23 protein-coding genes and 1 tRNA gene are annotated in these 25,705 nt (G+C 67.2%); 10 read left to right on the forward strand and 14 right to left on the reverse strand.

What is annotated here, in order from left to right; genetic code table 11:
• The first annotated feature begins 106 nt into the window (after window positions 1-106).
• From METUNV1_RS01580 to METUNV1_RS01595, 4 genes are all read left to right on the forward strand, one after another.
• Entirely contained in the window at window positions 107-1,318 is a 1,212-nt protein-coding gene (locus METUNV1_RS01580; RefSeq protein WP_008058186.1) for a sensor histidine kinase, read from the forward strand.
• Window positions 1,315-2,721: a sigma-54-dependent transcriptional regulator gene (locus METUNV1_RS01585; RefSeq protein WP_008058188.1), complete on the forward strand. Its 1,407-nt coding sequence runs from the start codon at window positions 1,315-1,317 to the stop codon at window positions 2,719-2,721. Before METUNV1_RS01580 ends, METUNV1_RS01585 begins: the two co-directional genes overlap by 4 nt.
• Window positions 2,722-2,848: 127 nt before the next feature.
• On the forward strand, window positions 2,849-3,172 hold the full coding sequence (gene fliE, locus METUNV1_RS01590) for a flagellar hook-basal body complex protein FliE (protein ID WP_008058190.1): 324 nt from the start codon (window positions 2,849-2,851) through the stop codon (window positions 3,170-3,172).
• 104 nt (window positions 3,173-3,276) lie between these two features.
• Complete coding sequence (locus tag METUNV1_RS01595; protein WP_008058192.1) at window positions 3,277-4,632, forward strand: MBL fold metallo-hydrolase RNA specificity domain-containing protein; 1,356 nt, start codon at window positions 3,277-3,279, stop codon at window positions 4,630-4,632.
• Window positions 4,633-4,749: 117 nt separating this feature from the next.
• Here METUNV1_RS01595 and METUNV1_RS01600 read toward each other — a convergent pair whose 3' ends face one another.
• The 12 genes from METUNV1_RS01600 to METUNV1_RS01655 all read right to left on the reverse strand — a co-directional run bounded on the left by METUNV1_RS01600 (window position 4,750) and on the right by METUNV1_RS01655 (window position 16,434).
• Window positions 4,750-5,637: a DUF4394 domain-containing protein gene (locus METUNV1_RS01600; RefSeq protein WP_008058193.1), complete on the reverse strand. Its 888-nt coding sequence runs from the start codon at window positions 5,635-5,637 to the stop codon at window positions 4,750-4,752.
• 137 nt (window positions 5,638-5,774) lie between these two features.
• Window positions 5,775-6,530 carry a flagellar brake protein gene (locus METUNV1_RS01605; RefSeq protein ID WP_008058194.1) on the reverse strand — a complete coding sequence of 252 codons (756 nt, stop codon included), beginning with the start codon at window positions 6,528-6,530 and terminating at the stop codon, window positions 5,775-5,777.
• Between the two features lie 52 nt (window positions 6,531-6,582).
• Window positions 6,583-6,891 carry an EscU/YscU/HrcU family type III secretion system export apparatus switch protein gene (locus METUNV1_RS01610; RefSeq protein ID WP_008058195.1) on the reverse strand — a complete coding sequence of 103 codons (309 nt, stop codon included), beginning with the start codon at window positions 6,889-6,891 and terminating at the stop codon, window positions 6,583-6,585.
• Window positions 6,888-8,132 (reverse strand): flagellar hook-length control protein FliK, encoded by a 1,245-nt coding sequence (locus tag METUNV1_RS01615; protein ID WP_008058196.1) that lies wholly within the window; start codon window positions 8,130-8,132, stop codon window positions 6,888-6,890. The genes METUNV1_RS01610 and METUNV1_RS01615 overlap by 4 nt, the downstream gene beginning before the upstream one ends.
• 7 nt (window positions 8,133-8,139) lie before the next feature.
• A complete protein-coding gene (locus METUNV1_RS01620; protein WP_008058197.1) occupies window positions 8,140-8,439 on the reverse strand; it encodes a flagellar protein FliT in 300 nt (99 codons plus the stop codon).
• A 139-nt stretch (window positions 8,440-8,578) separates the two neighbouring features.
• The gene (gene fliS, locus METUNV1_RS01625) at window positions 8,579-8,965 is read right to left on the reverse strand and encodes a flagellar export chaperone FliS (protein WP_081471306.1); all 387 of its coding nucleotides are present in this window, start codon (window positions 8,963-8,965) and stop codon (window positions 8,579-8,581) included.
• Between the two features lie 79 nt (window positions 8,966-9,044).
• A complete protein-coding gene (gene fliD / locus METUNV1_RS01630; RefSeq protein WP_008058199.1) occupies window positions 9,045-10,454 on the reverse strand; it encodes a flagellar filament capping protein FliD in 1,410 nt (469 codons plus the stop codon).
• A gap of 10 nt (window positions 10,455-10,464) precedes the next feature.
• Window positions 10,465-10,812 (reverse strand): flagellar protein FlaG, encoded by a 348-nt coding sequence (locus tag METUNV1_RS01635; RefSeq protein WP_008058200.1) that lies wholly within the window; start codon window positions 10,810-10,812, stop codon window positions 10,465-10,467.
• Window positions 10,813-10,877: 65 nt separating this feature from the next.
• Window positions 10,878-12,068 carry a flagellin N-terminal helical domain-containing protein gene (locus METUNV1_RS01640; protein WP_008058201.1) on the reverse strand — a complete coding sequence of 397 codons (1,191 nt, stop codon included), beginning with the start codon at window positions 12,066-12,068 and terminating at the stop codon, window positions 10,878-10,880.
• Window positions 12,069-12,400: 332 nt separating this feature from the next.
• A complete protein-coding gene (locus tag METUNV1_RS01645; protein ID WP_008058203.1) occupies window positions 12,401-14,140 on the reverse strand; it encodes a GGDEF domain-containing protein in 1,740 nt (579 codons plus the stop codon).
• A gap of 126 nt (window positions 14,141-14,266) precedes the next feature.
• A complete protein-coding gene (locus tag METUNV1_RS01650; RefSeq protein ID WP_008058205.1) occupies window positions 14,267-14,917 on the reverse strand; it encodes a response regulator in 651 nt (216 codons plus the stop codon).
• Window positions 14,914-16,434: a hybrid sensor histidine kinase/response regulator gene (locus METUNV1_RS01655; RefSeq protein WP_008058207.1), complete on the reverse strand. Its 1,521-nt coding sequence runs from the start codon at window positions 16,432-16,434 to the stop codon at window positions 14,914-14,916. Before METUNV1_RS01655 ends, METUNV1_RS01650 begins: the two co-directional genes overlap by 4 nt.
• A gap of 134 nt (window positions 16,435-16,568) precedes the next feature.
• Between METUNV1_RS01655 and METUNV1_RS01660 the strand changes: the two genes are divergently transcribed.
• The 6 genes from METUNV1_RS01660 to METUNV1_RS01685 all read left to right on the forward strand — a co-directional run bounded on the left by METUNV1_RS01660 (window position 16,569) and on the right by METUNV1_RS01685 (window position 24,478).
• Window positions 16,569-16,644 (forward strand) — tRNA-Thr (locus METUNV1_RS01660).
• 201 nt (window positions 16,645-16,845) lie between these two features.
• Window positions 16,846-18,153 carry a TolC family protein gene (locus tag METUNV1_RS01665; RefSeq protein ID WP_008058215.1) on the forward strand — a complete coding sequence of 436 codons (1,308 nt, stop codon included), beginning with the start codon at window positions 16,846-16,848 and terminating at the stop codon, window positions 18,151-18,153.
• 5 nt (window positions 18,154-18,158) lie between these two features.
• A complete protein-coding gene (locus tag METUNV1_RS01670; protein WP_008058216.1) occupies window positions 18,159-19,337 on the forward strand; it encodes an efflux RND transporter periplasmic adaptor subunit in 1,179 nt (392 codons plus the stop codon).
• A complete protein-coding gene (locus tag METUNV1_RS01675; protein WP_008058217.1) occupies window positions 19,337-22,483 on the forward strand; it encodes an efflux RND transporter permease subunit in 3,147 nt (1,048 codons plus the stop codon). The genes METUNV1_RS01670 and METUNV1_RS01675 overlap by 1 nt, the downstream gene beginning before the upstream one ends.
• The gene (locus METUNV1_RS01680; RefSeq protein ID WP_043358807.1) at window positions 22,458-23,129 is read left to right on the forward strand and encodes a response regulator; all 672 of its coding nucleotides are present in this window, start codon (window positions 22,458-22,460) and stop codon (window positions 23,127-23,129) included. Before METUNV1_RS01675 ends, METUNV1_RS01680 begins: the two co-directional genes overlap by 26 nt.
• Window positions 23,126-24,478, forward strand: coding sequence for a sensor histidine kinase (locus METUNV1_RS01685; protein WP_043358809.1), 1,353 nt, complete (start codon window positions 23,126-23,128; stop codon window positions 24,476-24,478). The genes METUNV1_RS01680 and METUNV1_RS01685 overlap by 4 nt, the downstream gene beginning before the upstream one ends.
• A gap of 20 nt (window positions 24,479-24,498) precedes the next feature.
• On the opposite strand, the gene METUNV1_RS01690 is transcribed toward METUNV1_RS01685, so the two are convergent.
• Both METUNV1_RS01690 and METUNV1_RS01695 read right to left on the reverse strand, forming a co-directional pair.
• Entirely contained in the window at window positions 24,499-24,930 is a 432-nt protein-coding gene (locus tag METUNV1_RS01690; RefSeq protein WP_008058225.1) for a hypothetical protein, read from the reverse strand.
• An 11-nt stretch (window positions 24,931-24,941) separates the two neighbouring features.
• Complete coding sequence (locus tag METUNV1_RS01695; protein ID WP_008058226.1) at window positions 24,942-25,700, reverse strand: UDP-2,3-diacylglucosamine diphosphatase; 759 nt, start codon at window positions 25,698-25,700, stop codon at window positions 24,942-24,944.
• Window positions 25,701-25,705 lie beyond the last annotated feature (5 nt).

Consider the following 25,705-nt stretch of genomic DNA (forward strand, 5'->3'; position numbering starts at 1 on the left):
CGGCGGTCTGTGGATAAGGCGGGTTTTTGGCCGGCTGATTCCGGCCTAGGGGCGATGGGCGGCTTGCTACGCTGCAACGGTCGATCAATCCCTCTGCACCGTGCGCATGTCCGAACCGCCCGTCAGCCCGGCAGAACCCGCCCGCATCGCCCCGGAAGAGGCGGCGCGGCTGGCGGAAGCATTCCGCCTGTTCAACGCCGCGTCGGCCGAACTGACCGAGGCCTATGGCGCGCTGGAAAAGCAGGTGGCCAGTCTGACCGAGGAACTGGCGCAGGCGAATGGCGAACTGCGTCGCCAGTACGAGGAGAAGGCTCGCCTCACCGATCGCCTCAGCACGCTGCTGAATCAGCTGCCTGCCGGCGTGGTGGTGGTCGATGGCAATGGCGTGATTGAAGAGGCCAACCCGGCCGCGCTGGACATGGTCGGCGCCCGGCCGGGCGCTGGATGGGGCGCCAGCGCCGCGCGGCTGTTACCGGCGGATGCGCCGGCCGAGTGGGACTGCACCGGCGAGAACGGACAGCCACGCCGGCTGTCGATGAATGAAGCGGCACTGGCCGGCGGCAATGCCCGCATCGTGCTGCTGCACGACATGACCCGCCAGCACGCGCTGAAGATCGCGGCCGCACGGAATGAACGACTGGCGGCCATGGGTGAGATGGCCGCCTCACTGGCGCACCAGCTGCGCACGCCGCTGGCGGCGGCCACGCTCTACGTCGGCACGCTCCTTTCGCGCGAAATGGCGCCTGCCGACGTCAAATCCATTGCCTCGCGCGCCCAGGACAGGCTGCGCCACCTGGAGCGGCTGATCCGCGACACCCTCATGTTCGCGCGCGGCGAGGTGCTCGGGCGTGAAGCGATCGATGTCGCCGCGCTGGTAGACGAACTGCAGCACACGGTGGAGCCGGTGGCGCGCCAGGCCGGCGTGACGCTGACCGTCACGCCGCCGTCAGCCGGCACCGTGTCCGGCGATCGCAAGGCGGTGGCCAGTGCGCTGGTGAGCCTGCTGGAGAACGCGGTACAGGCCTGCGTCGGCGGCGGAGAAGTCGGCCTGTCGGTCGATTTTGCCGGCAACGAGGTCGGTTTCGTGGTGCGTGACAACGGTCGCGGCATCCCGCGCGAGATACAGGAAAGATTGTTCGAGCCCTTCTTCACCACACGTGAGGACGGGACCGGGCTGGGGCTGGCGATTGCACGCGGTGTGGCCCGCGTGCACGGCGGCGACATCGAATGCGAGTCCGCGCCCGGCGCGGGCAGCCGTTTCACCCTGCGTCTGCCTGTGCAGACGCCGGAAGAAGTTGTGCTGGAGAACGGGCAATGAGCGAAAAGCTGAACATCCTGGTGGTCGAGGACGAACCCAATCTGCGCGATGCGCTGTGCCTGGCGATCGAATGCGCCGGCCACCGCGTGATCGGCGCGGCCGACGGCCCGCAGGCCCTGCGCATGCTGGAGCGCAACACCGGCGAGCACGCGCTGAATCTGGTCATCACCGACCTCAAGATGCTGCCGATGGACGGCCTGACGCTGCTGAAGGAAATCCGCGCCCGCGAGCCGGCGCTGCCGGTGCTGCTCATGACCGCCTTCGGCGACGTCGAAAAGGCGGTGGCGGCCATGCGCGCCGGCGCCTGCGACTTCCTGCTCAAGCCCTTCGAACCGGACGTGCTGCTGGCCCACATCGAGCGCTATGCGGCGCCGGTGGTGACCCCGACCGACATGGTGGCGGAAGACCCGCGCACCCGTCAGGTGCTCGGTCTGGCCTCGCGCGTCGCGAAATCCGAGGCGACCGTGCTGCTGACCGGCGAATCCGGCACCGGCAAGGAAGTATTCGCGCGCTACATCCATCAGCAGTCACCGCGCGCCGCAAAGCCCTTCATCGCGATCAACTGCGCCGCCATTCCGGACAATCTGCTTGAAGCCACGCTGTTCGGCTACGAGAAGGGCGCCTTTACCGGCGCCACCACCGCCCAGGCCGGCAAGTTCGAGCAGGCGGACGGCGGCACGCTGCTGCTGGACGAAATTTCCGAAATGCCGCTGTCGCTGCAGGCCAAGCTGCTGCGCGTGCTGCAGGAGCGCGAGGTCGAGCGCGTCGGCGGCAAGAAACCGGTGCCGCTGGACATTCGCGTACTGGCCACCAGCAACCGCGACATGGAGGCCGAAGCCCGCGTCGGTCGCTTCCGGGAGGATCTGTATTACCGGCTGAACGTGTTCCCGATCGCGATTCCGTCGCTGCGCGAACGTCCGGGCGATATCGTGCCGCTGGCGCGTCACTTCCTCGCCGGCTGCGCCAAGGCGCAGGGCAGGGCGCTCAAGCTGGGCGAATCGGCAGCGGCAATCCTTGCCGCCCACGACTGGCCCGGCAATGTGCGCGAGCTCGAAAACACCATGCAGCGCGCCGCCATCCTGGCGCCGGACGATACGGTGGAGGCGGAACATATCGTGCTCGGCAGCCAGCGGCCGGCCGGCCGGCCGCTGGCCGAGCCGGCGCCGGTGAACAGTGCGCCGGCAGCGCCGTCCGCGGCCAACGACGCACCGCTCAATGCCACGCCGGACGCGCCGGTCAAGGTGAAGTCGGTGCGCGACATGGAGCGCGACCTCATCCTCGAAACGCTGGCTGCGGTCGGCGGTTCGCGCAAGAAGGCGATCGAGAAACTGGGTATTTCCGAACGCACGCTGCGGTATAAACTTGCCCGCTACAAGGCGGACGGACTGCTGCGCGAAGGCTAGGCAGCCCGCGAGTCGAATCTGGCCCGGATATTGCAAGGAATCTGCTGAACAGGGGGCAAACCCCCGAAATACCTACCCGGGTCGTCCGCGGCCGGCATTTTTTGCCGGTGGACACAGGAGAACGTGCATGAACACCAGCCTGAACCAGATGATTACCGAACTGCGCTCGACCGCGCAGGTCGCCGGCAACAAGCCGGTCGGCAAGGTCGATGCGGCTGCCGGTGGCGCCGATTTCGGCGAGGCGCTGAAGAATGCGATCGAGCAGGTCAATGCCGCCCAGCAGGAAGCGCAGAAGATGTCCGAGGGCTTCATTACCGGCAGCAATACCGAAGCCAATCTGCAGGACGTGATGATCGCGTCCCAGAAAGCCAGCCTGTCCTTCCAGCAGATGGTGCAGGTCCGCAACAAGCTGGTGAATGCGTACCAGGACATCATGAACATGAGCGTCTGAGGCCACGGCCCTGACGTCACGCAAACCGGCCTTCGGGCCGGTTTTTTTTCGCACCGGGTTTTCGTCCGTTCAGGCGTTCTACACTGCGCTGCAGGAGGCGACGCATGAAAATACGATTTCTTGGCGCAGCGGCCACCGTCACCGGTTCGCGCTACCTGCTCACCCACGGTGCTCACCGGCTGCTGGTCGATTGCGGCCTGTTCCAGGGGGTGAAGAACATCCGCAGCCGCAACTGGAAGCCGTTTCCGGTTGCGCCGCGCGACCTTTCCGCGGTCGTGCTCACCCACGCCCACCTCGACCACTCCGGCTTTCTGCCGCGACTGATGCGCGAGGGTTTTCACGGCCCGGTGTGGGCAACGTCGGCCACGCGGGAGCTGGCCGACATCCTGCTCGAAGACAGTGCCCATCTGCAGGAGGAGGACGCGCGTCACGCCAACCGCTACGGCTACAGCAAGCACCATCCGGCCGAGCCGCTTTACACCGCGGAGGATGCGCGGCAGGTGATGAAGCAGTTCCGCGCCACCGGTTTCGGCGAGCCGGTGGATGTGGGGCCGTTCCGGATCACCTTCCAGCGTGCCGGTCACATCCTCGGCGCGGCCAGCGTACGGGTGGAATGCGCCGGGCGCAGCATCAGCTTCAGCGGCGACGTGGGACGGCCGGACGACCCGGTCATGCTGCCGCCGGAACGGCTGGCGCCTACCGACTGGCTGGTGCTGGAGTCGACCTATGGCGACCGTCTGCATCCGGAACATGATCCGTATGCCGCACTGGCCGACATCGTGAACCGTACGGTGTCGCGCGGCGGCACCGTGCTGCTGCCCTCGTTCGCGGTCGGACGCACCCAGGCGCTGATGTATCTGCTTTCCCGTCTGATGGACGAACAGCGCATCCCGTCTCTGCCGGTGTTTCTCGACAGCCCGATGGCAATAGACGTGACCGGCGTGTTCCGCCACTTTCAGGGCGAGCACCGTCTGGGGCCGGACGCCTGCGACCGTCTGCAGTCCATGGTGACCTATACCCGCTCGCCCGAGGATTCCGAGGCGCTGTCGGCCAACCGCTTTCCGAAAATCATCCTGGCCGGCGCCGGCATGCTCAATGGCGGGCGCATCCTGCATCACCTGCTGGCCTTCGGAGGCGATCCGCGCAATACCGTGGTGATCGCCGGTTACCAGGCCGAAGGCACACGCGGCGATGCGCTGCTCAAGGGTACGCGCAGCCTGCGCATCTTCGGCCGTGACGCCCCGATAGGCTGCGAGGTGGCCCAGATCGAAGGCCTCTCGGCCCATGCCGATTATCGCGAACTGCTGGACTGGCTCAGACCGCTTGACCGGGCGCCTGAGCGCGTCTTCGTCACCCACGGCGAACCCCTCGCCGCCGACAGCCTGCGCCAGAAGCTGGAACGCGAACTGGGCTGGCGCGCGGTGGTACCTGAACAGGACGACGAGTTCGACCTCGACTGACGGCGCCGGCCGGGCGGCGTGGATGCGCGCGCGTCGGATGACGAAAAAGGGCGCCGCACGCAGGCGGCGCCCGAAACGCGACCCGGGGGAGCAGGCCGCGCACGGAGGCGGAAGAGATCAGCTGCGCGTCATGCGACGGCGCGCCGCGGCACCGATCAGGCCCAGTCCGGCCAGCATCAGCGCATAGCTTTCGGGTTCAGGCACCGGCGCCGTGAACGGGGTCGAGGTCAGCCCGCGCAGATTGGCGTTCAGTGCGCCGGACAGCGTGGCCGCTCCGGTCGCGAGATTGATCATGTAGAGCCCGCTGTCACCGTTATCCAGCGTCAGGGCGGCCCAGCCGCGGCCCATTGCGTCGATTTCGAAGCCGTTGGCGCCGATCACGTCGGCGCCCAGGCCCAGCGAACCCACCTGGGTCAGCGTCGGGGCGTTGAAGGCGGAGGGCGCGAACAGCAGGCTGTCGGTGGCGGTGTTGATGTAATACAGCGTGGTCGACGCGGGTGCCATGGTGGGCTTCGATGCATCGGAGTTGCTGTAGGCGACCGCGGTGATGCCGCTCTGGATCACGCCGCCCAGATTGCCAACCGCGCCGGTACTGGCGTTGATCGCGTAGTTGTTGCCAGCCTGGCTCACGAAACGCAGCGAAGCCGCCCCGTTGATGTCGGCCACCGGGTTGAAGTCGATGCCGTAGGCGATGCCGGTATTGATGATGGCGCTGTTCAGCGCGGTGACGAAGCTGGCGGCACCGGTCGCGGCGTTCAGAGTGTACAGCCGGTTCAGGCTGGATACCCCGTAGACCATGTTGTTGCTGGGCCGCAGATCGATGCCGAGCATGCGCTCGCCGGCGGCCAGACCGGAAATCGCAGTGAAGCTGGCGGCTCCCGGATTGGCGCTGCTGATCATGCCGATCTGGTTGCCGGTGGTGAGACCGATGAAATCGGCGGCGTGGGCGGAGTGGGCGGCAAAGCCGAGCGTGGCGGCGAGCGCCGTGACGAGGCGTACGGACATGTCTGACCTTTCCTGTGCAGTGCGGTTGAAGAGGGACGCGTCACCATCGGTGAGTTGTCCCCCGCTCTACACAGGAGGGCCGGAAACGGATGCAGCTGTCACGAAAGCTTCATCCGGCCGGGCCGCTGCAGCCCCGGTCAGGCGCCCTGACGGGCGTTGCGGTCGCGTTCCATGCGCAGGATGTAGCGCTGGATCAGCGCATCGGCGGCCGCCGGCAGGCCGATGAACTGGCAGCCGGCCCGCAGTTCGGTGCCGCCGCGCTCGGTCACCCGGAACATGTTGCGCACCTGCAGCGTGGCGGTGACCGTGCCCAGTTCCGGCAACGTGATCTGGCAGTTGTCGATCACGCTGTCCACCTTCACGTCCAGGCCGCTGGGCGGCACGATGACTGCCAGACCCCCGCCGGAAATATCGACCACTGCGGCATCGACCATGCGGCTTTCGCCGTCGGGCGAGGGCATCAGGCAGCGCAGCGGCGGGTTGGGCGGCAGGATGAGGCGGTAGTAGTCGCGACGCTGCAGACGCAGCATGCGGCTGGGGAAGGGCAGTTCCAGCGCCGGGTGACCTTCGTGGTCGATCACCGTGCCGCGTTCCACCATGAACTGGATCTTCACCTTTTCCAGCGAGGTGAGCACCACCAGCGGCGAGGCCGAAGCGGCCTGATCGAGCAGTGCGAGGTCGCGCGGCGCGTCCAGCACCAGCGTGCCGCGGGCATCGTCGACCGCCAGCACGGCGGTCAGGAAAGGGGTCGGCGCCCGCCCGGCATAGACGGACAGATTGACGCGCTTGTCCTTCATCGCGCGCAGGTAGAAGGCGATATCGGTCTGGCCGTCCAGCACGTAGCGTGCGAAATCGTCGGCCTCGAGCAGATCGAAGCGGATGGCGTCGGTCATTCAGGCATTCCTGTCACGAAAGTGCGGAGGCGAGCGGCCCCCGCACGGGAAATCACGTCTGGGCAGGCGGCAGTTTAACGGTTGGGGCGGGCAGGCCGGACATTCCGTTCTCGATGCGATAGATCCAGGCCAGCAGTTCCGCAACCGCCACATACAGTTCGGGCGGAATGCGCTGATCCAGGTCCAGTCCCATCAGCAGCGACACCATCTCCCGCGACTCATGAACGAACACGCCGGCTTCGCGTGCGCGGCGGATGATTTCGTCAGCCACCATGCCGCGCCCCTTGGCGACCACGCGCGGAGCGGCGTCACCGGCGCCATAGGCCAGCGCGACCGCCTGGGCGCGGGGAGAGGTGTTCATGCGGCGGCTCCGGCTTCATCGTCGGGCAGCGGCGCGTCGCTGAAGTTGACGGTTCCCAGCCGCAATCCGGCGTCGGTCATGCGCTGCTGCAGATCGAGCAGCGCCGCGCCCATGCGCAGGCGTGCGTCGCCGTCGGCGGCAATGCCCAGCGTGAGCGCATGGTCCCGGTTCCACAGCGTGAGTGAAGTCTCGATCTCGCCCAGGCCGGGCAGCACCATGCGCACGCGTGTGGTCCAGGGCACTTCCGGCGCACCTTCGTCAGCGCCCGCTTCGCCGCTGCCACTGCGTTCGGGCTGCGGGTCGTCGATTTCGAGTCGCATCGGCTGGCCGGGCCAGGCCAGCCCCTCCCATGCCAGCGTATGCTGGGCAAGGCCGAGCAACTGGTTCTGCACCAGAGGCCGCAGTTCGGCGGGTGGGCCGTTGTCGGCGCGGTTCGCGTCGTCCCGTGACCTTAAGGTGCTTTCGCTGCGCACGGCGGGCGGTTCGCCGCCGTCGCCGTCGGGCGTCTGGACCGGTGCTTCGTCGGTCGCGCCCGCCGCCCCGGGCAGACCCGTCGGTGCAGGGGCCAGGCCCGCGCTGCGATCGGCTGCTGCGGGCTGCGGAAGACCGGGGTCGAACGCGCGCTGCGGTTCTGCGGCACTCGCTTCGATCGGTCGTTGGCCGGCCACCCATTGCGCCTGGTGCGATTCGTAGAACAGACCGCTGTCGCCAATCGCCTGCGCCAGCCGGCCGGCGATCTGGGGCATGGCATTGCCGGTGGGCACGCCGGTACTCGGATCGAGCATGCGGGCCGGGTCCAGCAGGGGCTGACCGTTCGCCAGCCTCGGCGGCTGGGGTGGTGGATCGTCGAGCAGGCTGGCGATGGTGCGTCCCGGGGTACTCAGGCGGACCGGATCGGCATCGTCGCTCCGGGGCGCCGCATTGGCGGGCGCCGACGGCTGGGCGTCTCGGTCCAGTGTGGCAACCAGCGTCTGCGCGGAGCGCTCGACGTGGGTCAGCGTGACGGTGCTGCCCTGTGGCAGCGGTGCGCCTTCCGGCAGCTTTACGGTGACGGTCTGTCCCCCGATGTCGGCGCGTATCAGGCCGTCACGCAGGGACTGGAGGATGCGGGCGGTATAGCGTTCGCCCGGCTGGAATTCGGGAAGCTGGTCCGTGATCGCCGCAATCGACCCAGTGGTCTGGACTGCGTCGCGGGTCAGCGCCGCCAGACGCTGTGCGAGCCCTGGCAGCAGGTTGTTCATGCCGCTTTCAGCTGTTCTCCGCCGTTCCCGCGGGCAGCCGGCCGAGATAGCTCTTGACCTGCTGCATCCAGGGTTCGACGTGACGGCGCACTTCTGCGTCGTCGGCGATGATCTGCTTCATCAGGTCGAACTTGCGCGCCCGTTCTGCCGGCGACGATGACGGCTCGTCGTTGGCGGCGAGGCTGTTGCGCATCGCTGCCACGGTCTGTTCGAGCGCGACCAGACGATCCCAGTCGTTGGCACGAGCGGCCTCGACCATGTCGCTGGCGATCTGGCGCATGTTTTCGAGCAGTATCAGTGAGTTCATGTGTCCGAACCGTCTTGTCATGAGGGGCGCCGGAGGCCGAGCCGCCGGGCATCCAAACCTGCCGCAAGCCTACCGCCACATCCGGTGTTCAAGGCGTGCATCTGGCCGATTTTTACAGCGCTATTTCAACCGTTTCCGGTCAAACCGGCGCGCCTTGCGCCAATTTTTGCCGGATCTCTTCCCATGCGCTCCGCAGTTCGCCCAGCAGGGCGCTGACTTCGGTCAGCGCAGAGCGATCGTTCTGCGAATTGGCATGCAGCAGCCGCATGCACATGTATTCGTAAAGTGAGTACATGCGCTGCGACAGCTCGCCACCGGCTTCCATGTCCAGACTGACCTTCAGGCCATTGCCGATGATGTCGATCGCGCGCGAGATGGACTGACCCTTGCCCGCAACGTCACCGATGTCCATCTGGTGACTGGCGGTGGCGATCGCCATCAGCGCGCCGTCGTACAGCATCAGGATGAGCTGATGCGGGTCTGCGCTGGCGACCCGGGCTTCTACGCCTGCCTGGCTGTATGCCATGCGCGGATTGGAAAGAGAGGCAAACATGATGTTCAGTATTCCCGTTTGAGTGGCTGGAACTGCAACGCCTTAAGCCTGCTTACGAGCTGGAAAGGCTGGCCAGCTGTTTGGTGAGATAGGCGCTGGTCTGGTTCATCGAACTGATCATCGAGTCCAGCGCACTGAACTGCCGGCGGTAGCGCGCTTCGATCAGATCCATCCGCGTGTTCAGGCGCTCTTCCTGAACCTTCATCGCTTTCTTGGCATCGTCCATGCCCGCGAGACGGTTACCGATCAGGCCCTCGTCGTCGATGGCCGCGGCAATCATCGAATCGATTCTGGAAGCCAGTCCGGTGACGCCGGTGCTTCCGACGAACAGCGCCTTGGCCTTGCCGTTGTCCAGCGCGGTGGCCAGCTTGTCCGAATCCACTTTCAGCGAACCGTCCTTCTGGACAGACACCCCGATGCTGGCAAGCGAAACGCCAGGCGCGATCTCACCGGTCACCACCGAAGCCAGCCGGCTGCGCAGGCTGAGTACCGTGCTTTCGCCGCTCAGTGCCGCGCCTTTGTCGGTGGTCGAGTTGTAGGCGGTCTGGTTCTTGATCGTCAGGATGGCGTCGTTATAGCTCTTGACCAATTTGTCGACCGCCGCCTTCGCGCCGCTCGAGTCGTTGCTGACGGTCAGCGTGGTCGGGCTTCCGACATTGGTGTTCTTGAGCGTCAGCGTCACCCCTTCGATCGTGCTGGTCAGCGTATTGGTGCTGGACACCACATCGATGCCGTTGACCTTGAGCAGTGCGTCGGTCGCCGTCACTTTCTCGCTCATGTTCGAGCTGCCGCCGGTGGAGGCGTCATAGGTCAGCCGGGACAGACCGGCCGCATCGGTATTGTCGCCGTCGCTGTCGTTGGCCGTGATGCGCACCGTGTTGGCGGTGCCACCCTCCTTGGAGGCAATCACCAGACGGGTGCCGGTGCCGTCGTTCAGCAGCGAGGCGGTCACGCCGGCGTTGGCCGCGTTGATCGCGTCGCGCACGTCGCCCAGCGAAGTGGCGGTATTCGGAATCGTCACGGTGACCGGCGTCTTGTCCGGATTGACCGTGAATGCCCCGCCGCTGTAGCTGCCCAGTTCGATGGTCAGCGTGCCGCTGCCCACAGTGGCGCTGGAGCCGCCCGCGAACGCTGCAGACGCGGTGACCTGGGCACGCGCGAGACTGCTGACTTCGATCGAATAGTTCCCGGGCGTGGCGGTGGTCGAGGCGGCAACTGTTGCCACATTGCCGTCGGCAATCGTTGCCTTCCTGGCGGCAAAAACGTCTGCCTTGCTCAGCCCCTCCGCGGCGGTCTGCAGCGTGGAGAAGGCGCTCTTGAGCATGCCGTAGCTGGAAATCTTGGCGTCGATCGCCGACTGCTTGGCAGCCAGCAGCGTCAGCGGACGCTTTTCCACCGTCATCAGCTGCGTGACGATGGTGTTGATATCCAGGTTGGTACCGAATGCCAGCGACGATGCCATGGCGGTCTCCTCAGGCCTTGCGTTCGATCAGGCCGCTCTGGCTCTTGCCAAGGGCTCGGGCGATCGCCACCAGTTCTTCCGAGGGAATCTGCCGCAGTACTTCCTTGGTGCTCGTGTCGATCAATTTCACGATGGTCTTTCCAGTGTCCTTGTCGATCGAGAATTGCAAATTCTGTGCCACCGGTTCGATCCGCTTGCGGATCTCATCGACGGTCTGTTCGATCTGTTCACTGGTCAGTGCCTGAGCCGCGGTGACGTCGCCCTGCGTGGACGAATCCCCCATGGACTTCACCCCGTTCGTCGCGGGGACGGACGGGGTGAATTGGGCCGGGGTCATCGAGATCGGCGTGATGGCCATGATGGTCTCCCTTACATCAGGGGCGGAGTACGGTCACCCGTACCCCGCCCGGTTTTGCGGGCTGCTTAGCCGCGGAGCAGGCTCAGCACATTCTGCGGCAGCGAGTTGGCCTGCGCCAGCATCGCGGTACCGGCCTGCTGCAGGATCTGGGCGCGGGTCAGGTTCGCGGTTTCAGCCGCGAAGTCCGCGTCGGTGATCCGGCTCTTCGAAGCCGTGATGTTCTCGGCCTGAGTCTGCAGGTTGGCGACGGTGTAGTCGAGACGGTTCTGCTGAGCACCCAGGCCCGCACGCTGTTCAGACACATAGGTCAGGGCGTTCTCAACCGACGTCAGCAGCTTCTGCGAGTTCGCAGCCGTGGTCGCGCCGGCGAAAGCCGTCAGGTCGGTGTTCAGGGCGACCATGCGGGCGTCGGACGAGGTGGCACCGATACGGGTGTCGCCGAAGGTCAGCGTCAGGCGGTTGTCCGCTGCGTCGTCAGCGCCGACCTGGATTTCCGCGCCGGTGGCGGCGGTCGTGATGATCGTGCCGGCGTCCAGATCCGTTGCGATGTCTGCACCGGCCTTGCTGGCCGCGGCACTCACGTTCACCTTCACGCCCAGCTGGTTGAAGTTGAGTTCGTAAGAACCGCCGGCCGCCACGGTCACCGCCGTCAGATCGATTGCCTGCGAGTTCGTGCCATCGCTCAGGGTGAGCACGCCGGCAGCATTCGCGAAGGTGAAGGTCGTGCCAGCCGCTGCACCCGAGATGTCGACCTTGGTCACCGCGGCCTGTGCGGTGGTGGCCAGGTTCATACCGACCTGAACAGTCGAGGTCGTATCGAGCGCCTTGCCGAACGAACCGTTCAGCAGCTGCTGACCGTTGAACTTGGTGCGGGTCGAAATGTTGTTGATTTCGTCGCGCAGCTGGGTCATTTCATCGGAGATGAAGGAGCGCTCGGCATCGGCCAGCGTCGAGTTCGAACCCTGGGTCGCCAGTTCCTTCATGCGGATGAGCATGTCCTGGATCTGCGACATGCCGCCTTCAGCGGTCTGGATCATCGAGATGCCGTCGCTGGCGTTGCGGGCAGCCTGATTCAGGCCCTTGACTTGCGCGTTCATGCGCTGCGAGATCGCCAGACCGGCGGCATCGTCACGTGCGCTGTTGATGCGCAGACCGGACGACAGACGCTGCAGCGAAGTGGCAAGCGAATTCTGCGAGGAATTGAGGTTGCGCTGAGCGGTGAGCGAGGCAACGTTGGTGTTGATGATTTGCGGCATTTTCTTTCTCCTGTCACGAAGTGGTCTTGTTACGGCGGTGCCGGGTCTGTCCCGACGTGTGTGTCGCCGATGAGTCAAGTAACGGAGAGGTCGGACAAAACTTTAGTCCTTTGTCCGGGTGAAAGCCTTTGTGCTCGCGGTTTTCAGGCACATGCTGCGGAAATGGCCCGCCGGTGCGGGTGTGCCGCAGCCGCCAGAAACTTTAGGGCGCTCATCGAGCGCACTTTCTGCTGCTAGGCAGGCGTGAAATTCGCCCTGAAACCCGCGCCTGGACTGGGCTTCAACTGTTACCAAATGTGAGAGCGGCCGCGTTGCCGCCCGGTACGGGCGGATCAGGCGGAGACGGTGTCGGCCGATGCGACGACCACGCGATTCTTGCCGGTGGCCTTGGCCTGGTACATCGCGACGTCGGCGCGTTCGATGGCCGAGGACTGCTGTTCATCCTGCAGCACCACGGTGACGCCGGCGCTGAACGTGATAAGCAGCTTGTCGTTATTGGCCAGGAAGAAGCGCTTGGTGAGTTCGCGCTGCAGACGCTGCAGCACGATCACCGCGTCATCGATGGACGTTTCCGGCAGCAGGATGACGAACTCCTCACCGCCATAGCGCGAAAGCGTGTCATGCGGCCGCAGGCAGTCGCGCACGGTGGCGACCAGATGCAGCAGCGCCTCGTCGCCGGTGTTGTGACCGTAGGTGTCGTTGAGCCGCTTGAAGTTGTCGATGTCGAGCACCGCCAGGCAGAGCTTGGTTCCGCGGCGCGATGCACGCGACACCTCCTTGGCGTACGACTCTTCCAGGCCCTTGCGGTTGAGCGCACCGGTGAGCGGGTCGTGCCGCATGCGTTCGCTGGTCTGTTCCAGCTCCAGCTGCAGGCGCTCGATCTCGGCCTCGGCTGCGCGCACCCTGTCGCGCATGGTGTCGACCTCGTTGCGCGAACGTTCGGTGGTCTGGCGCATCTCGTGGGTGGCCGAAATGACCTCGGCGATCACGCCCTGCAGCGCGCCGATGTCATCGGCTTCGGCGATGGTGCGTGCATAGCCTTCCATCTTGTTGCCGAAGCCCGAGGTCGCGTCGGTGAAGCTGCCGAGCTGTTCCACGAAACCGGCCAGCATCAGCTTGATCTGGTGCTTGGCGTCGTCGATGTTGCCGCGCAGCGACCCCTGCCGCTCGATCACCTCGCGCAGGCGGCGTTCCACCTCGTCGAGTTCGCGCGCACTGATCGGGTGGTCGCACAGATTGCGCAGCGCGTCGATCTGCCCCCGCATCCAGCGGTCATCGATCACCAGATCGCTGATGTTCTTCAGCAGCAGATCGAGCAGTGACATCAGGCCGGCGCGGATTTCCGCCTGATCGTCCACCACCCAGTTGAGGCGGTAGATCAGGTTGCGCAGCCGGGCAGCGAGGTCATCCACACCGCGCATGTCACGGACCTCGCGCAGCACGGTGCCCAGTTCGAGCGCTTCGTCACGCAGGTCCGGTGCGGCGATGAGCAGGCTGGACACCACGCCTTCGAGCGTGCGCGCGAACAGGTCGCGCAGTGCGGCGTCGCTGTTGTCGGTGGCTGCGGTCACGGCCTCAACGCCCGCCGGAGCCGGCGTCGGCCCCGCTTCATCGGCTGATTCCCACTTGTCAGCCAGGGCGCTCATCCGTGAATAGAGCGCGTCCAGTTCGCCATTGCTGGAATCGAGCACCTGCTGCAGGGCCTGATGCTTCTGCGCGAAGGACAGCGAGGCGTGGTTGCGTTCTAGCTGCTTGAACACGTCCTTCAGCAGGGCGGTCCATTTGCGCTGCGGCGCCGCCTGGGCGCGCAGCAGGCCAACCAGGGAGCCGCTGATGGCAGACCAGCTGCGGCTGCCGACCGCGCTTTCGAGCCGCTGCACGAATTCGATCTGTGCCTGGTTCAGCCGCGGCAGCGTCGAACACACCAGCTTGAGCGCGCGTTCCGGGAACAGTTCTTCCGCCTTGGTGCCGGCGATCTCGTGGTAGAGCGAGCGGTAGTTTTCCGGGGTCGGCTGCAACTGACGCATGGCCAGCCGTCGCAAGGCTTCGCGAGCGATATCGAGCGGCTGCATGGAATCAGTCATGGGAAGCAGAGTTTAACGGTCTGTAACGAAGGACAACAACGGCAGCTGTCCTTCGGTCTTTAGGGGGGCAGCCCGTGAAAAGATGCACACCTCAAGGGCGCGCCCGGGTCGGCCTCAGTCGACCAGCCCGTGCTTGAGCCCGTAGTGGGTCAGTTCCGCATTGTTCTTCATGCGCATCTTTTCCAGCAGGCGCGCGCGATAGACGCTGACCGTCTTGACGCTCAGATTCAGTTCCTCGCCGATCTGGGTGAGCGTGCGACCGGAGGCGATCATGACCAGGGTCTGGTATTCGCGGTCGGACAGCTTTTCGTGCGGCGGCCGCTCGCTGTCGTCGGTGATCGCGTTGGCCAGTTCCATCGCCAGCGAGGGCGATACGTACTTTTTGCCGCTGGCGACCTGACGGATGGCATTCACCAGCTGATCGGGCGCGCTCTGCTTGGTCAGGTAACCGGCGGCACCGGCTTTCAGGGCGCGGATCGCGTACTGCTCTTCCGGATGCATGGACAGCACCAGCACGGGCAGCTTCGGATATTCCTTGCGCACCAGCTTCAGTGTGTCGATGCCGTTGCGGTCCGGCATCGACACGTCCATCAGCACCAGATCGAAACTCGCGTTGCCATTGCCGTCGCGCAGCTTGTGCATCGCCTCGACGCCGTTCTCGGCTTCCCCGGTCACCACCAGATCGGGGCTGTCGGACAGGATCTGCCGCAGCCCGGAACGCACGATGGCGTGGTCGTCTGCGATCAGGATACGGATGCTGCTCATCGTGCGAACTCCAGTACGGTGCGGCGACAGGCCGGAACCCGAAGCAGCAGCCGGGTGCCACCGCCTTCGCGGCGGCTGGCCTCGAAGCGGCCGTTCAGGTGGGCGACCCGCTCGCGGATACCGCGCAGGCCGAATGATTTGGGCTTGTTCAGATCAGCCGCCGACAGGCCGCGGCCATCGTCCGCGATCTCGAGCACGATGTCGTCGTCTTCCTGGGTCATGCGCACCTCGACCTTGTGCGCCTGCGCGTGCTTGGACACATTGGTCAGCGCTTCCTGGAACACGCGGAACAGCGCGATCGCGGTTTCCTCGTCCGGCTCGATGTCGTGGTCCACGCACAGCAGTTCGCACTGCAGGCCGGTACGGGCGGCAAAGTCCTCGGCGTGGCTTTCCACTGCCGGCGCCAGTCCGAACTCCTTCAGGATGCCCGGGCGCAGTTCGCGTGCGATGCGGCCCACCGTGCTGATCGCGTCATCCACCAGCTTGCCCATGCTGTCCGAACGCTTGCGGATGGCCTCCGGGTCGGCGGTGGTCTTGCTCGCCAGCAGCGACACCTCGAACTTCAGCGCCACCAGCAGGCCGCCCAGTTCGTCGTGAATGTCCCGCGCGATGCGCTCGCGCTCCTCTTCCTTCGCCATCTGCAGATGGGACGACAGCTCGGCCAGCTGTCCGCGCGACTGGCGCAGTTCGCGCTCGGTCAGCTTGCTCTGCGTGATATTGGAAACGATGCCTTCCCAGATCGGCACGCCGGAGGCGAGCAGGCGCGGCGAGGAACGCAGGTTCACCCACTTCACGTCGCCGTCCGGCAGCCGGATGCGGCCTTCCCAGTTCACCGTCGATTGCGTCTGGGCTGACAGCTTCATCGAGCGGTTCAGCTCAGGCATGTCCTCCGGCAGCACCATTTCAAGGAAGCGGCTGGGCTGCGCGATCAGGTCGGTGGGCTTGAGACCGAGCAGCGCCAGACAGCCGTCGCTGACGAACAGGAAGCGCCAGCCGCTGTCGTCGTGACGCAGCAGCTGGAACACCATGCCCGGAATGTTGGCGGCCAGCGCACGGAAGCGTGCCTCGCTGTCGCGGACCGCATCGAGCGCGCTGTGCCTTTCGGCCCGGTTGCGCGCCTCGCGCATTTCACGCTCGACCGCCGGCACCAGACGGTCCAGATTGCCCTTGCTCAGGTAGTCGTGCGCGCCGGCGCGCATCGCGGACACCGCGATGTCCTCCTCGATCACGCCGGACACGATGATGAAGGGCAGGTCCAGCCCCAGCGCCTGCAGGATGCCCAGCGCGGCCATGGCCGAGAAGGACGGCATGTTGTGGTCGGACAGCACCACGTCCCAGGTGCGTGCGGCGAGCGCTTCGCGCAGGCCGGCCTCGTCCTCGACGCGGGTCGAGCGCACCGCATAGCCGGCCTGGCGGAAGCGGTGCAGCAGCAGCAGCGCGTCATCCTCCGAATCTTCGATCAGGAGGACATTGAGCGTGCGCTGAGCCGTCGGGTTGGGCGTGGTCGGATCGGGCATCGGCTGGGCCTCCGTCCGCAGCGACCTTGATCGCCGCGCTGACGCGCGAAGGCATTGTTATGTATGGTCGTGAGTTTAATCCATGCAGATTGCGCTGCGGCAGGCGATGGACAGGCGATATAATCGCGGTCTTCGCCGCTTTAGCTCAGTTGGTAGAGCAACCGCCTTGTAAGCGGTAGGTCGTCAGTTCGAATCCGACAAGCGGCACCACCGAATGCCCCTTTGTCGTCCGCGTGGCGGCAGAACCCGCCGGACAGCGGAACAGCGTTCTTCGCATGTCGCGAGGCCGCGCCCCGGCAACATCTCCACGCTCGTATCCCCCGTATTCCCTTCGCCGGCGGCAGGTCGCTCCCGCCGCCGACAGCGTCTGACAGGAAAGTGACAGGCTCGCCGGCCTAGCCTGTGCGGACCATGTCCCATTCCGCACACGCTCCCCGTTCCCGATGCAGGCACCGTGGCCTGCGGCTCAGACTGCTGCTGCTCGCCTGCGCGCTCGGTCTGATGCATCCCGCCCGCGACGCGCTGGCACAGACGCTGCCCGAGGGCGCGCTCACGCTGCAGGCGGCCGAAACGCGGCTGCGCGAAGCCAGCCGTGACCTGCAGCGCGCCCGCCGAGACGTTGAACGCGCACAGGCCGCGACCGGCAGCGCCGCCGCGCGTCCGAACGCGACGCTGTCCATCGACACCACCGACATCAATCCGCGCCGCGGCATCGGTGCCGGTCCGGCCTGGGACAAGCAGGTCGACACCACCGTGCGGCTGGAACAGACCTTCGAGCGTGGCGGCAAGCGCGAACTGCGCATGGCCCGCGCCGACGCGCTGCTCGACGCCGCGCGCGCCGATCAGGCCGACGCACTGCGGCAGCAGCTGCGCACGCTGCGCATCGCCTACTTCGATCTCAAGCTGGCCGAGGACAAGCTGGCGCTGCTGCAGCAGACCCTGGGCCTGCTGGACGACACGGTCGCCCGCGCCGAAGTGCGGGTGAAGGCCGGCGATCTGGCACCCAGTGACCTGGAGCGCATCCGCCTCGACCGGCTGCGCGCCGAATCCGACCTCCGCGTGGCCGAAACCGCACAGCGCCGTGCCCAGGCCGAACTTGCCCGGCTGCTGGCGCTGGAGGGCATGGCCGGCCGGCTGCACGCCAGCGACCCCTGGCCGCGGCCGAACGTCGTGCCTGCCGCCGTCGGCGAACTGCCGGCCGACCGGCCCGACCTGCGCGCGGCGCAGTCGCGGCTGCAGGCCGCGCAGCAGGGGCGCAGCCTGGCGGAAAGCCTGCGCACCCGTGACATCACGGTCGGCGTGCAGTACGAACATTTCCCGCCGGACGGGCGGGCGATGTACGGCTTTGGCGTGTCCATCCCGCTGTTCAACGGTTATGACTACAGCGGCGAAGTGGATTCCGCCTACGCCGAACTGGGCGCGGCCGAGGACGACCGCCTGCGCATCGCGGCCGAAGCCGACGCCGGCCTGAAGCTGCGTCGCGCCGAACTGGAGGTGCAGGCCGCCCGCGCCGCGCGTTACCTCGACACCGTGCTGCCCACCGCCCGCCGTTCGGCCGAAGCGACCGAATTCGCCTTCCGCCACGGCGCAGTGGGCGTGCTCGACGTGCTCGACGCTCGCCGCACGCTGCGCGCCATCGAATCCGAGGCGCTGGACGCCCAGGCCGACCTTGCCCGCGCGCGCGCCGAACTGGCCGCCGCCCTCAACACCGATTTCTGACCGCCATGACCGAAACGTCTCCTGTCGCCGCGCGCCGGCGTCGTACCGTCCTCATCGTGTCCGCTACCGTGCTGGCCGCCGCTGTAGCCTACGGATTTTTGCGCAGCCGCCCGCCGGCCGAAGCAGCCGCGCCCGGCGCCGCGGCCGCACCCGCCAGCGGCGTTGCGCTGCCGCAGGGCGCGAGCCAGCTGTCCTTCATCGTCACCGCACGCACCGAAGAGGTCGAACTGCCGCTCACCGCGCCGCTGAATGCACGGGTTGCGGTGGCCGAGGACCGCACCGCACGGGTGTTCAGCCCGCTGGTCGGGCGCGTGCTGCGGCTGGCCGCCGCGCCGGGCGACACGGTGCCGGCAGGCGCCACGCTGGCCGACATCGACGCGCCGGATCTTGGCCAGGCTTCGGCCGATGCCCGTCGTGCCGAAGCCGATGCCGACCTGCGGCGCAAGGCGCTGGCGCGGGCGCGCACGCTGCTCGACGCCGAGGTACTGCCGCGGCGCGAATTCGAGGTCGCGCAGGCTGAGGCGGCCGCCGCCGATGCCGAGGTGCAGCGCGCCCGCCAGCGCTTGCAGAGCCTGGCGCCGCGCGGAGCCAGCGGTCAGACCCTGGCACTGCGCACGCCGGTGGCCGGCGTGGTGACCGAGCGCCATGCCACGCCCGGCCTGGAAGTGCGGCCGGACGCCGAACAGCCGTTGTTCGTGGTGTCCGACCTGTCGCGGCTGTGGCTGCTGATCGACCTGCCGGAGCAGGAACTGGGCAAGTTCCGCGTCGGCGACCGTATCGAGGTGTCGGTCGATGCCTGGCCGGAGGAGCGTTTCTCCGCCACCGTGTCGCGCATCGCGCCGGTGCTGGACCCGCAGACCCGCCGCGTGCAGGTGCGCTGCGACCTGCCGAACGCCGACGGCCGGCTGCGCCCGGAAATGTTCGCCCGTGCGCACGTGCTGTCGGACAGCGGCCAGCGGGTGCTGCGCCTGCCCACCTCTGCGCTGGTCAGTGACGGCCTGTATACCGCGGTGTTCGTGCAGACCGCCTCAGGCCAGTTCAGCAAGCGCCGGGTCAAGGCGCTGCGGCAGGATGCGCGCGAAGCCTATGTGCAGCCGGCCGAACCGGACGGCCTGCGCGGCGGTGACACCGTGGTGGTGCGCGGCGCGCTGCTGCTGGACGCCGAACTGGGCGAGGCCAAGTGATGTTTGCGCGGCTTGCCACCTTTGCCATCCAGCAGCGCGTGTTCGTGCTGCTGATCACCTTCGCGCTCACCGTGTTCGGTCTGCGCGCCTGGCTTGAACTGCCGATCGAGGCCTTCCCGGACGTGCAGGACGTGCAGGTTCAGGTGGTCACCCAGTTTCCGGGCCAGTCGCCGGAAGAGGTCGAACGCTCGATCAGCCTGCCGATCGAGCGCGAGATGAGCGGCGTGCCCCGTGCCACCCAGATCCGCTCGGTGTCGATGACCGGCCTGTCGGTGGTGACGCTGGTGTTTTCCGACGGCACCGAAGACCGCTTCGCGCGCTCGCAGGTGCTGGAAAAGCTGCAGACCGTGGATCTGCCGCCCGGCGTGCAGCCCCAGCTCGGTCCGCTGGCGACTGCAGTGGGCGAGGTGTTCCGTTACGTGGTCGACGCGCCGCCCGACATGCCGATGGCCGAGGTGCGCGCGCTGCAGGACTGGGTGGTGCGACCCACGCTGCGCCGGGTGCCCGGCATCGCCGACATCGTGAGCTTCGGCGGCACGGTCAAGCAGTTCCAGGTATCGGTCGACCCGGCGCGACTGGGTCGCTATGGCGTCACGCTGGATCAGATTTCGGCGGCGCTGTCCTCTGACAACGCCAATGCGTCCGGCGGCGTGCTCCGGCGCGGCGAGGAAAACCTGCTGGTGCGCTCGATCGGCCTGTTCCGCTCGCTGGACGACATCCGCGCCGTGGTGGTGAGCGCCGATCAGGGGCGCACGGTCACCGTCGGTGACCTCGCAACCGTCACCACCGGCGAAGCCTTGCCCGCCGGCGTGGTCGCCTATGACGACCGCGATTCGGTGGTGCAGGGCATCGTGGTGATGACCAAGGGCGAGAACGCGGTCAAGGTGGTCGAGGCGCTGAAGGAGCGCGTGGACCGCCTGAACACCGAGGGGCAGCTGCCGGCCGGCGTGAAGATCCGCTCGATCTACGAACGCACCGACCTGATCAACCACACGGTGCATACCGTTGCGGAAAACCTCGCGGTCGGCGCCGCGCTGGTGGTGGCGGTGCTCATCGTGTTCCTGCGCAACTGGCGTGCCGCGCTCATCGTGGCCAGCATCATTCCGCTCACGCTGCTGTTCGCCTTCATCCTGATGGATGCACGTGGCATTTCGGCCAACCTGATTTCGCTCGGCGCGGTCGACTTCGGCATCATCATCGACAGTGCGGTGGTGATGGTCGAGGCGCTCATGGTGAGGCTGGCGGTACATGCCAACGACGTGTCGGCGCGCGAACACCCGGTGTCCTTCAGGCTGCACGCGCTGCGCAACACCGTGACCAGCCTGGCCAAGCCCATCCTGTTCTCCAAGGCCATCATCATCCTGGCTTTCCTGCCCATCTTCACCTTCCAGCGGGTCGAGGGAAAGATTTTCTCGCCGGTGGCCTACACGCTGTCCTTCTCGCTGCTCGGCGCTATCCTGCTCACGCTCACGCTGGTGCCCACGCTGCTCGCCGGTGTGCTGATGAAGCGCGACATGGCCGAGGTGCACCTGCACTGGATGGAAGCGCTGCAGAACCGCTACCGCGCGCTGCTGGGCATGCTGCGCACCCGGCTGGCCGCGCTGCTGCTGGCCAGTGTCGGCACGCTGTGCGCGTCGCTGGCGCTGGTGCCCTGGCTGGGCAGTGAATTCCTGCCCAAGCTCGACGAAGGCAACATCTGGCTCACCGTGTCGCTCGCACCGGCCACCGCGTTGGCGCAGACCAAGGAAGTCGAACGCGACATCCGCGCGCTGCTGCGCCAGTATCCGGAGGTAAAGAGCGTGCTCACCCAGGTCGGTCGGCCGGACGAAGGCACCGACCCGAAGGGCCCGAACAATATCGAAGTGCTGGCCGACCTGCAGCCGCACGAACAGTGGCGTTTCGCCGGCAAGGAAGCGCTGGTCGCCGACATGACCGCGAAGCTCAGGGCGATACCGGGCCTGCCGACCAATTTCTCGCAGGTGATCCAGGACAACGTCGAGGAAACGCTGTCCGGCGTGAAGGGCGAGGTGGCGGTCAAGATCTACGGGCCCAATCTCGACATCCTGCAGGACAAGGCGGATCAGGTGGCCGCCATCCTCGGCCGCATCCGCGGCAGCACCGACGTGGCGGCGATCAAGACCGGCGGCCAGACCGAAATCCTGGTCACGCCCGATCGCGCCCGTCTGGCGCGTTACGGCCTGCGGGTGGGCGACGTGTCAGGTGTCGTGCAGACCGCCTTCGGCGGCCACGCGGTCGGCCAGTTCTACGAGGGCGAACGGGTGTTCGACGTGGTGGTGCGACTGGACAAGGCGCACCGCGATGCAGTCGAGGACCTCGGCCGGCTGCAGGTGTCGCTGCCGGCAGGCGGCGTGCTGCCGCTGTCCGAACTGGCCGACATCGAAATCCGCCAGGGCGCCTCGCGCATCCAGCGTGAGGCAGGCGGCCGCACGGTGGCGGTGAAGGCCAACCTGATCGGCCGCGACCAGGGCAGTTTCGTGGCCGAGGCGATGGGCGTGGTCGAGCGCGAGGTGAAGCTGCCGGCCGGCTACCGCATGACCTGGGGCGGCCAGTTCGAGAACCAGCAGCGGGCGATGAAGCGGCTGGCGGTCATCGTGCCGGTCAGCCTGCTGGCCATCTTCTCGCTGCTGTTCTGGGCCTTCCGTTCGATGCGGGTGGCCGCGCTCATCATGGCGCTGGTGCCTTTCACGCTGGTCGGCGGTCTGGTCGGCCTGTGGCTGGCCGGGCTGCACCTGTCGGTGTCGGCCGCGGTCGGTTTCATCGCGGTGGCCGGCATCTCGGTCCAGAACGGCGTCATCATGGTCGAACAGATCGTCGAACTGCTGAACAACGGCAAGTCGGCGCTCGAAGCGGTCACCGAAGGCGCGGTGGCGCGGCTGCGGCCCATCCTGATGACCGCGCTGATGGCCGGTCTGGGCCTGCTGCCGGCCGCACTGTCGCATGCCATCGGTTCCGAGACGCAGCGGCCGTTCGCGGTGGTCATCGTCGGCGGCGTCATTTCGGCCACGCTGTTTACGCTGCTGCTGCTGCCCACGCTCTACGCCCGCTTCGCGGTGCCGCCGCCGCGTTACGATGCCGGACCCACCAAGGACGGACACCGCAATGCGACTGCTGCTGGTCGAGGATGACGTGCTGCTGGCGAGCGGCGTGCGCGAGGGGCTGGAGGCCCAGGGCTACAACGTTGACGCGATCGATACCGCGGAGGCGGCGCTGACCGGCCTCCGGCTCACGCCCTACGACCTCGCCATCGTCGATATCGGCCTGCCGCGCATGGACGGGCTGGAACTGGTGCGCCGCATGCGACGCGACGGCCTGGCGCTGCCGGTGCTCATCCTGACCGCGCGCGACACGCTGGAAGACCGGGTGGATGCGCTCGAACTGGGCGCCGACGACTATCTGATCAAGCCCTTCCACCTGAGCGAACTGGTGGCGCGGGTGAGGGCGCTGATCCGGCGCAGCCGCGCGGTGGCGTCGTCGCTGATCACCCATGGGGCGCTGACGCTGGACATGGCCACCCGTGAGGCGAAGCTCGGCGATGCGCCGCTGGCGCTGACCGGTCGCGAATGGGCGACGCTGGAACTGCTGCTGCTGGCGGCGCCGCGTGTGGTGGCGAAGGAAAAGATACTGGACAGCCTCAGCGCCTGGGACCGCGAACTGAGTCCGAACGCGGTCGAACTGTATGTGTCGCGGCTACGCGCCAAGCTGGAACCGGGCGGTGTGCGCATCCTGACGGTGCGCGGACTGGGCTACCGGATCGAGGCACCGGCCGAATGAAAAGCATACGCCGGCGCCTGATGGCGCTGCTCATCGTGCCGCTGGTGCTGCTGCTGGTGGTGAGCCTGCTGCTGGACTACCGCTTCGCGCTTGACCAGGCCAACGACGCTTACGACCATGAACTGGCCGACGCCGCGGCCGCCATCGCGGCGCGCATCCGGGTGCGTGATACCGGCATCGAGGTCACGCTGCCGGAAGACGTGATCCGCATTCTGCGTGGCTCGGGTGACGAGCTGTTCTACCGCGTGATCGCGCCCGACGGCGAAACGCTGGCCGGCGTGCCCGACCTGAAGCCCTCCGCCCACGGCGACACGCTGCGCATCGGCGACGACACGCTGGACGCGCGCCCGGTCCGCACCGCGGTGCTGCGCACCCCCACCAGCGCCGGCGTGGTGACCGTGGTGGTGGCCGAAACCACGCACAAGCGGCGGCTGGTGGCCGACCGCATCCTGTTCGCGGTGATGTGGCCGAACCTGACCTTCATGCTGGTCGCGCTGGTGCTGGTGATCGCGGCGGTCAGCATCGGCCTGCGTCCGCTGCGAGTGCTGAGCAGCGAAATCGAGGCGCGTTCGGCGCGCGATCTGGGCCTGCTGCCGGTGGACGGCGTGCCGGCCGAGACGCTGCCGCTGGTTACCGCGATCAACCGTCTGCTCGGCCGGCTGCGCGCCGCCTCCGAATCGCAGCAGAAATTCCTGGCGGACGCGGCGCATCAGCTGCGCACGCCGCTGGCGGCGCTGCAGACCCAGCTCGAACTGGCGTACGAGGAAGCGCCACCGGCCCAGCAGGGACGCATCCGTCAGCTGCTGGCGGCCGCGCACCGCATCGGCCATCTGGCGCACCAGCTGCTGGCACTCGCGCGGGCGGCGCCCGAAGCGGCGGCCGGGCACGACCACCACCAGGTCGATCTGCCCGAACTGGCGGGCGAAGCAGTGAGTGACGCGCTGGACCGTGCGCTGGAGCGCGGCATCGACCTCGGGCTCGAAGCGGCCCCGGCGCGGATACTGGGCTCGACCTGGCTGCTGCGCGAAGTGATGTCCAATCTGATCGACAACGCGCTGACCCACGCGCCGACGGGCGCTCGCGTCACGGTACGTACCGGCGTCGAGGACGGACGCCCCTTTCTCGAAGTCGAAGACGACGGGCCGGGCATCGCGGAAGAGGACAGGGAGCGGGTGTTCGACCGCTTTTATCGGTGTCCGCAGACCCGCGGGCCGGGCAGCGGTCTGGGTCTGGCCATCGTGCGCGAGATCGCGCAGCTGCACGATGCGGAGGCCTGCGTGCATCCGCCGCGGGCGGGCGGACGGGGCGTGTGCGTGCGGGTGAAGTTTCCGGCATCCGGCGCGCCCTGACGCGCGCCGGCGGGCATGCGTCAGCGGTTTTCCGGACCGCGCGCGATCATCATGCTGGCCACGCCCTTGATGGTGGGCCAGTCTTTCAGCGCCTCGATCGCCTGCTCGAAACCGGCGGCGGCCGAGCGCTGCAGCGACTGTTCGGCCAGCGACAGCAGGCTGCCCGAGTATTCGGTCATGGCGCGGTTCTGCAGGTCGACGAAGCTCTGATAGAGCGCGGCCGGGCTGTTCGGATCGAAGGCCGGCTCGGCCGGTGCCTCATCGCCGGCGTCGGCCGGGCTCACGCCCTGCAGCAGCGCGAACACGAAACGGCCGAGCGCGCGCTGCGCGTCGGCGGCGTCCGGGCTGCCGAAGAAATCCGGGTCCAGCGTGACTGCCGGGGCGGCGTCGCCCCTGCGGCATTCGATGCGGCCATCCGCGCCGATGCGGATGCGCAGTTCGGAAGTGCTCATCGTGAAAGTCCTCAGGCGGGGTAGCGGGGGTCGGCCACCGGCTGGCCGGCGCCGTCGGTGGTGATGGCGCGCAGCGCGCCATCTTCCGCCTCGAACCAGCAGGCACGGTCGCGCCAGTCGGCCAGCACGTGGCGGATGCAGGCGGCGCCGTCGACCACGTGCCGGTGCTGTGCCGGCCGGTGGGTGTGGCCGTGGATCAGGGTGTCCACGTCGTGGTGACGGAACATGGAGGCGATCGCATCGGCGTTGGCGTCCATCAGGTACTCGCCCTTGCCGGCGGTCGCTTCCTTGCTGCGCCGGCGCATGTCTTCGGCGATCGCGTGACGTTCGGCCAGCGGTTTGGCGAGAAAGGCGGCCTGCCACTGCGGGTTGCGCACCATGGCGCGGAACTGCTGGTAGGGCAGGTCGTCGGTGCACAGCGTGTCACCATGCAGCAGCAGCGTATTGCGGCCGCCGATGTCGGCGATCAGCCAGTCACCGTGAATGCGTGCACCGGTGGCTTCGGTGAAGCCGGCTCCCATCAGGAAATCGCGGTTGCCCGGCAGTACGTGCACCTCGATGCCGGCGTCGTGCAGCGAGCGCAGCGCTGCGATCACCGGGCGCACGGCCGGATCGGTGACGTCCTCGTCACCGGCCCAGGCCTCGAACAGGTCACCGAGCAGGAACACCCGGCGCGCCTGGCGCGCACGGCCTTCGAGCAGGGCGACGAAGGCCGTGTTCAGTGCGGGCGTGGCGGCAGACAGGTGCAGGTCGGAACAGAGCAGGTCCATGCCGC

This window comes from Methyloversatilis universalis FAM5 (assembly GCF_000214035.2).
Taxonomy (GTDB): Bacteria; Pseudomonadota; Gammaproteobacteria; order Burkholderiales; family Rhodocyclaceae; genus Methyloversatilis; species Methyloversatilis universalis.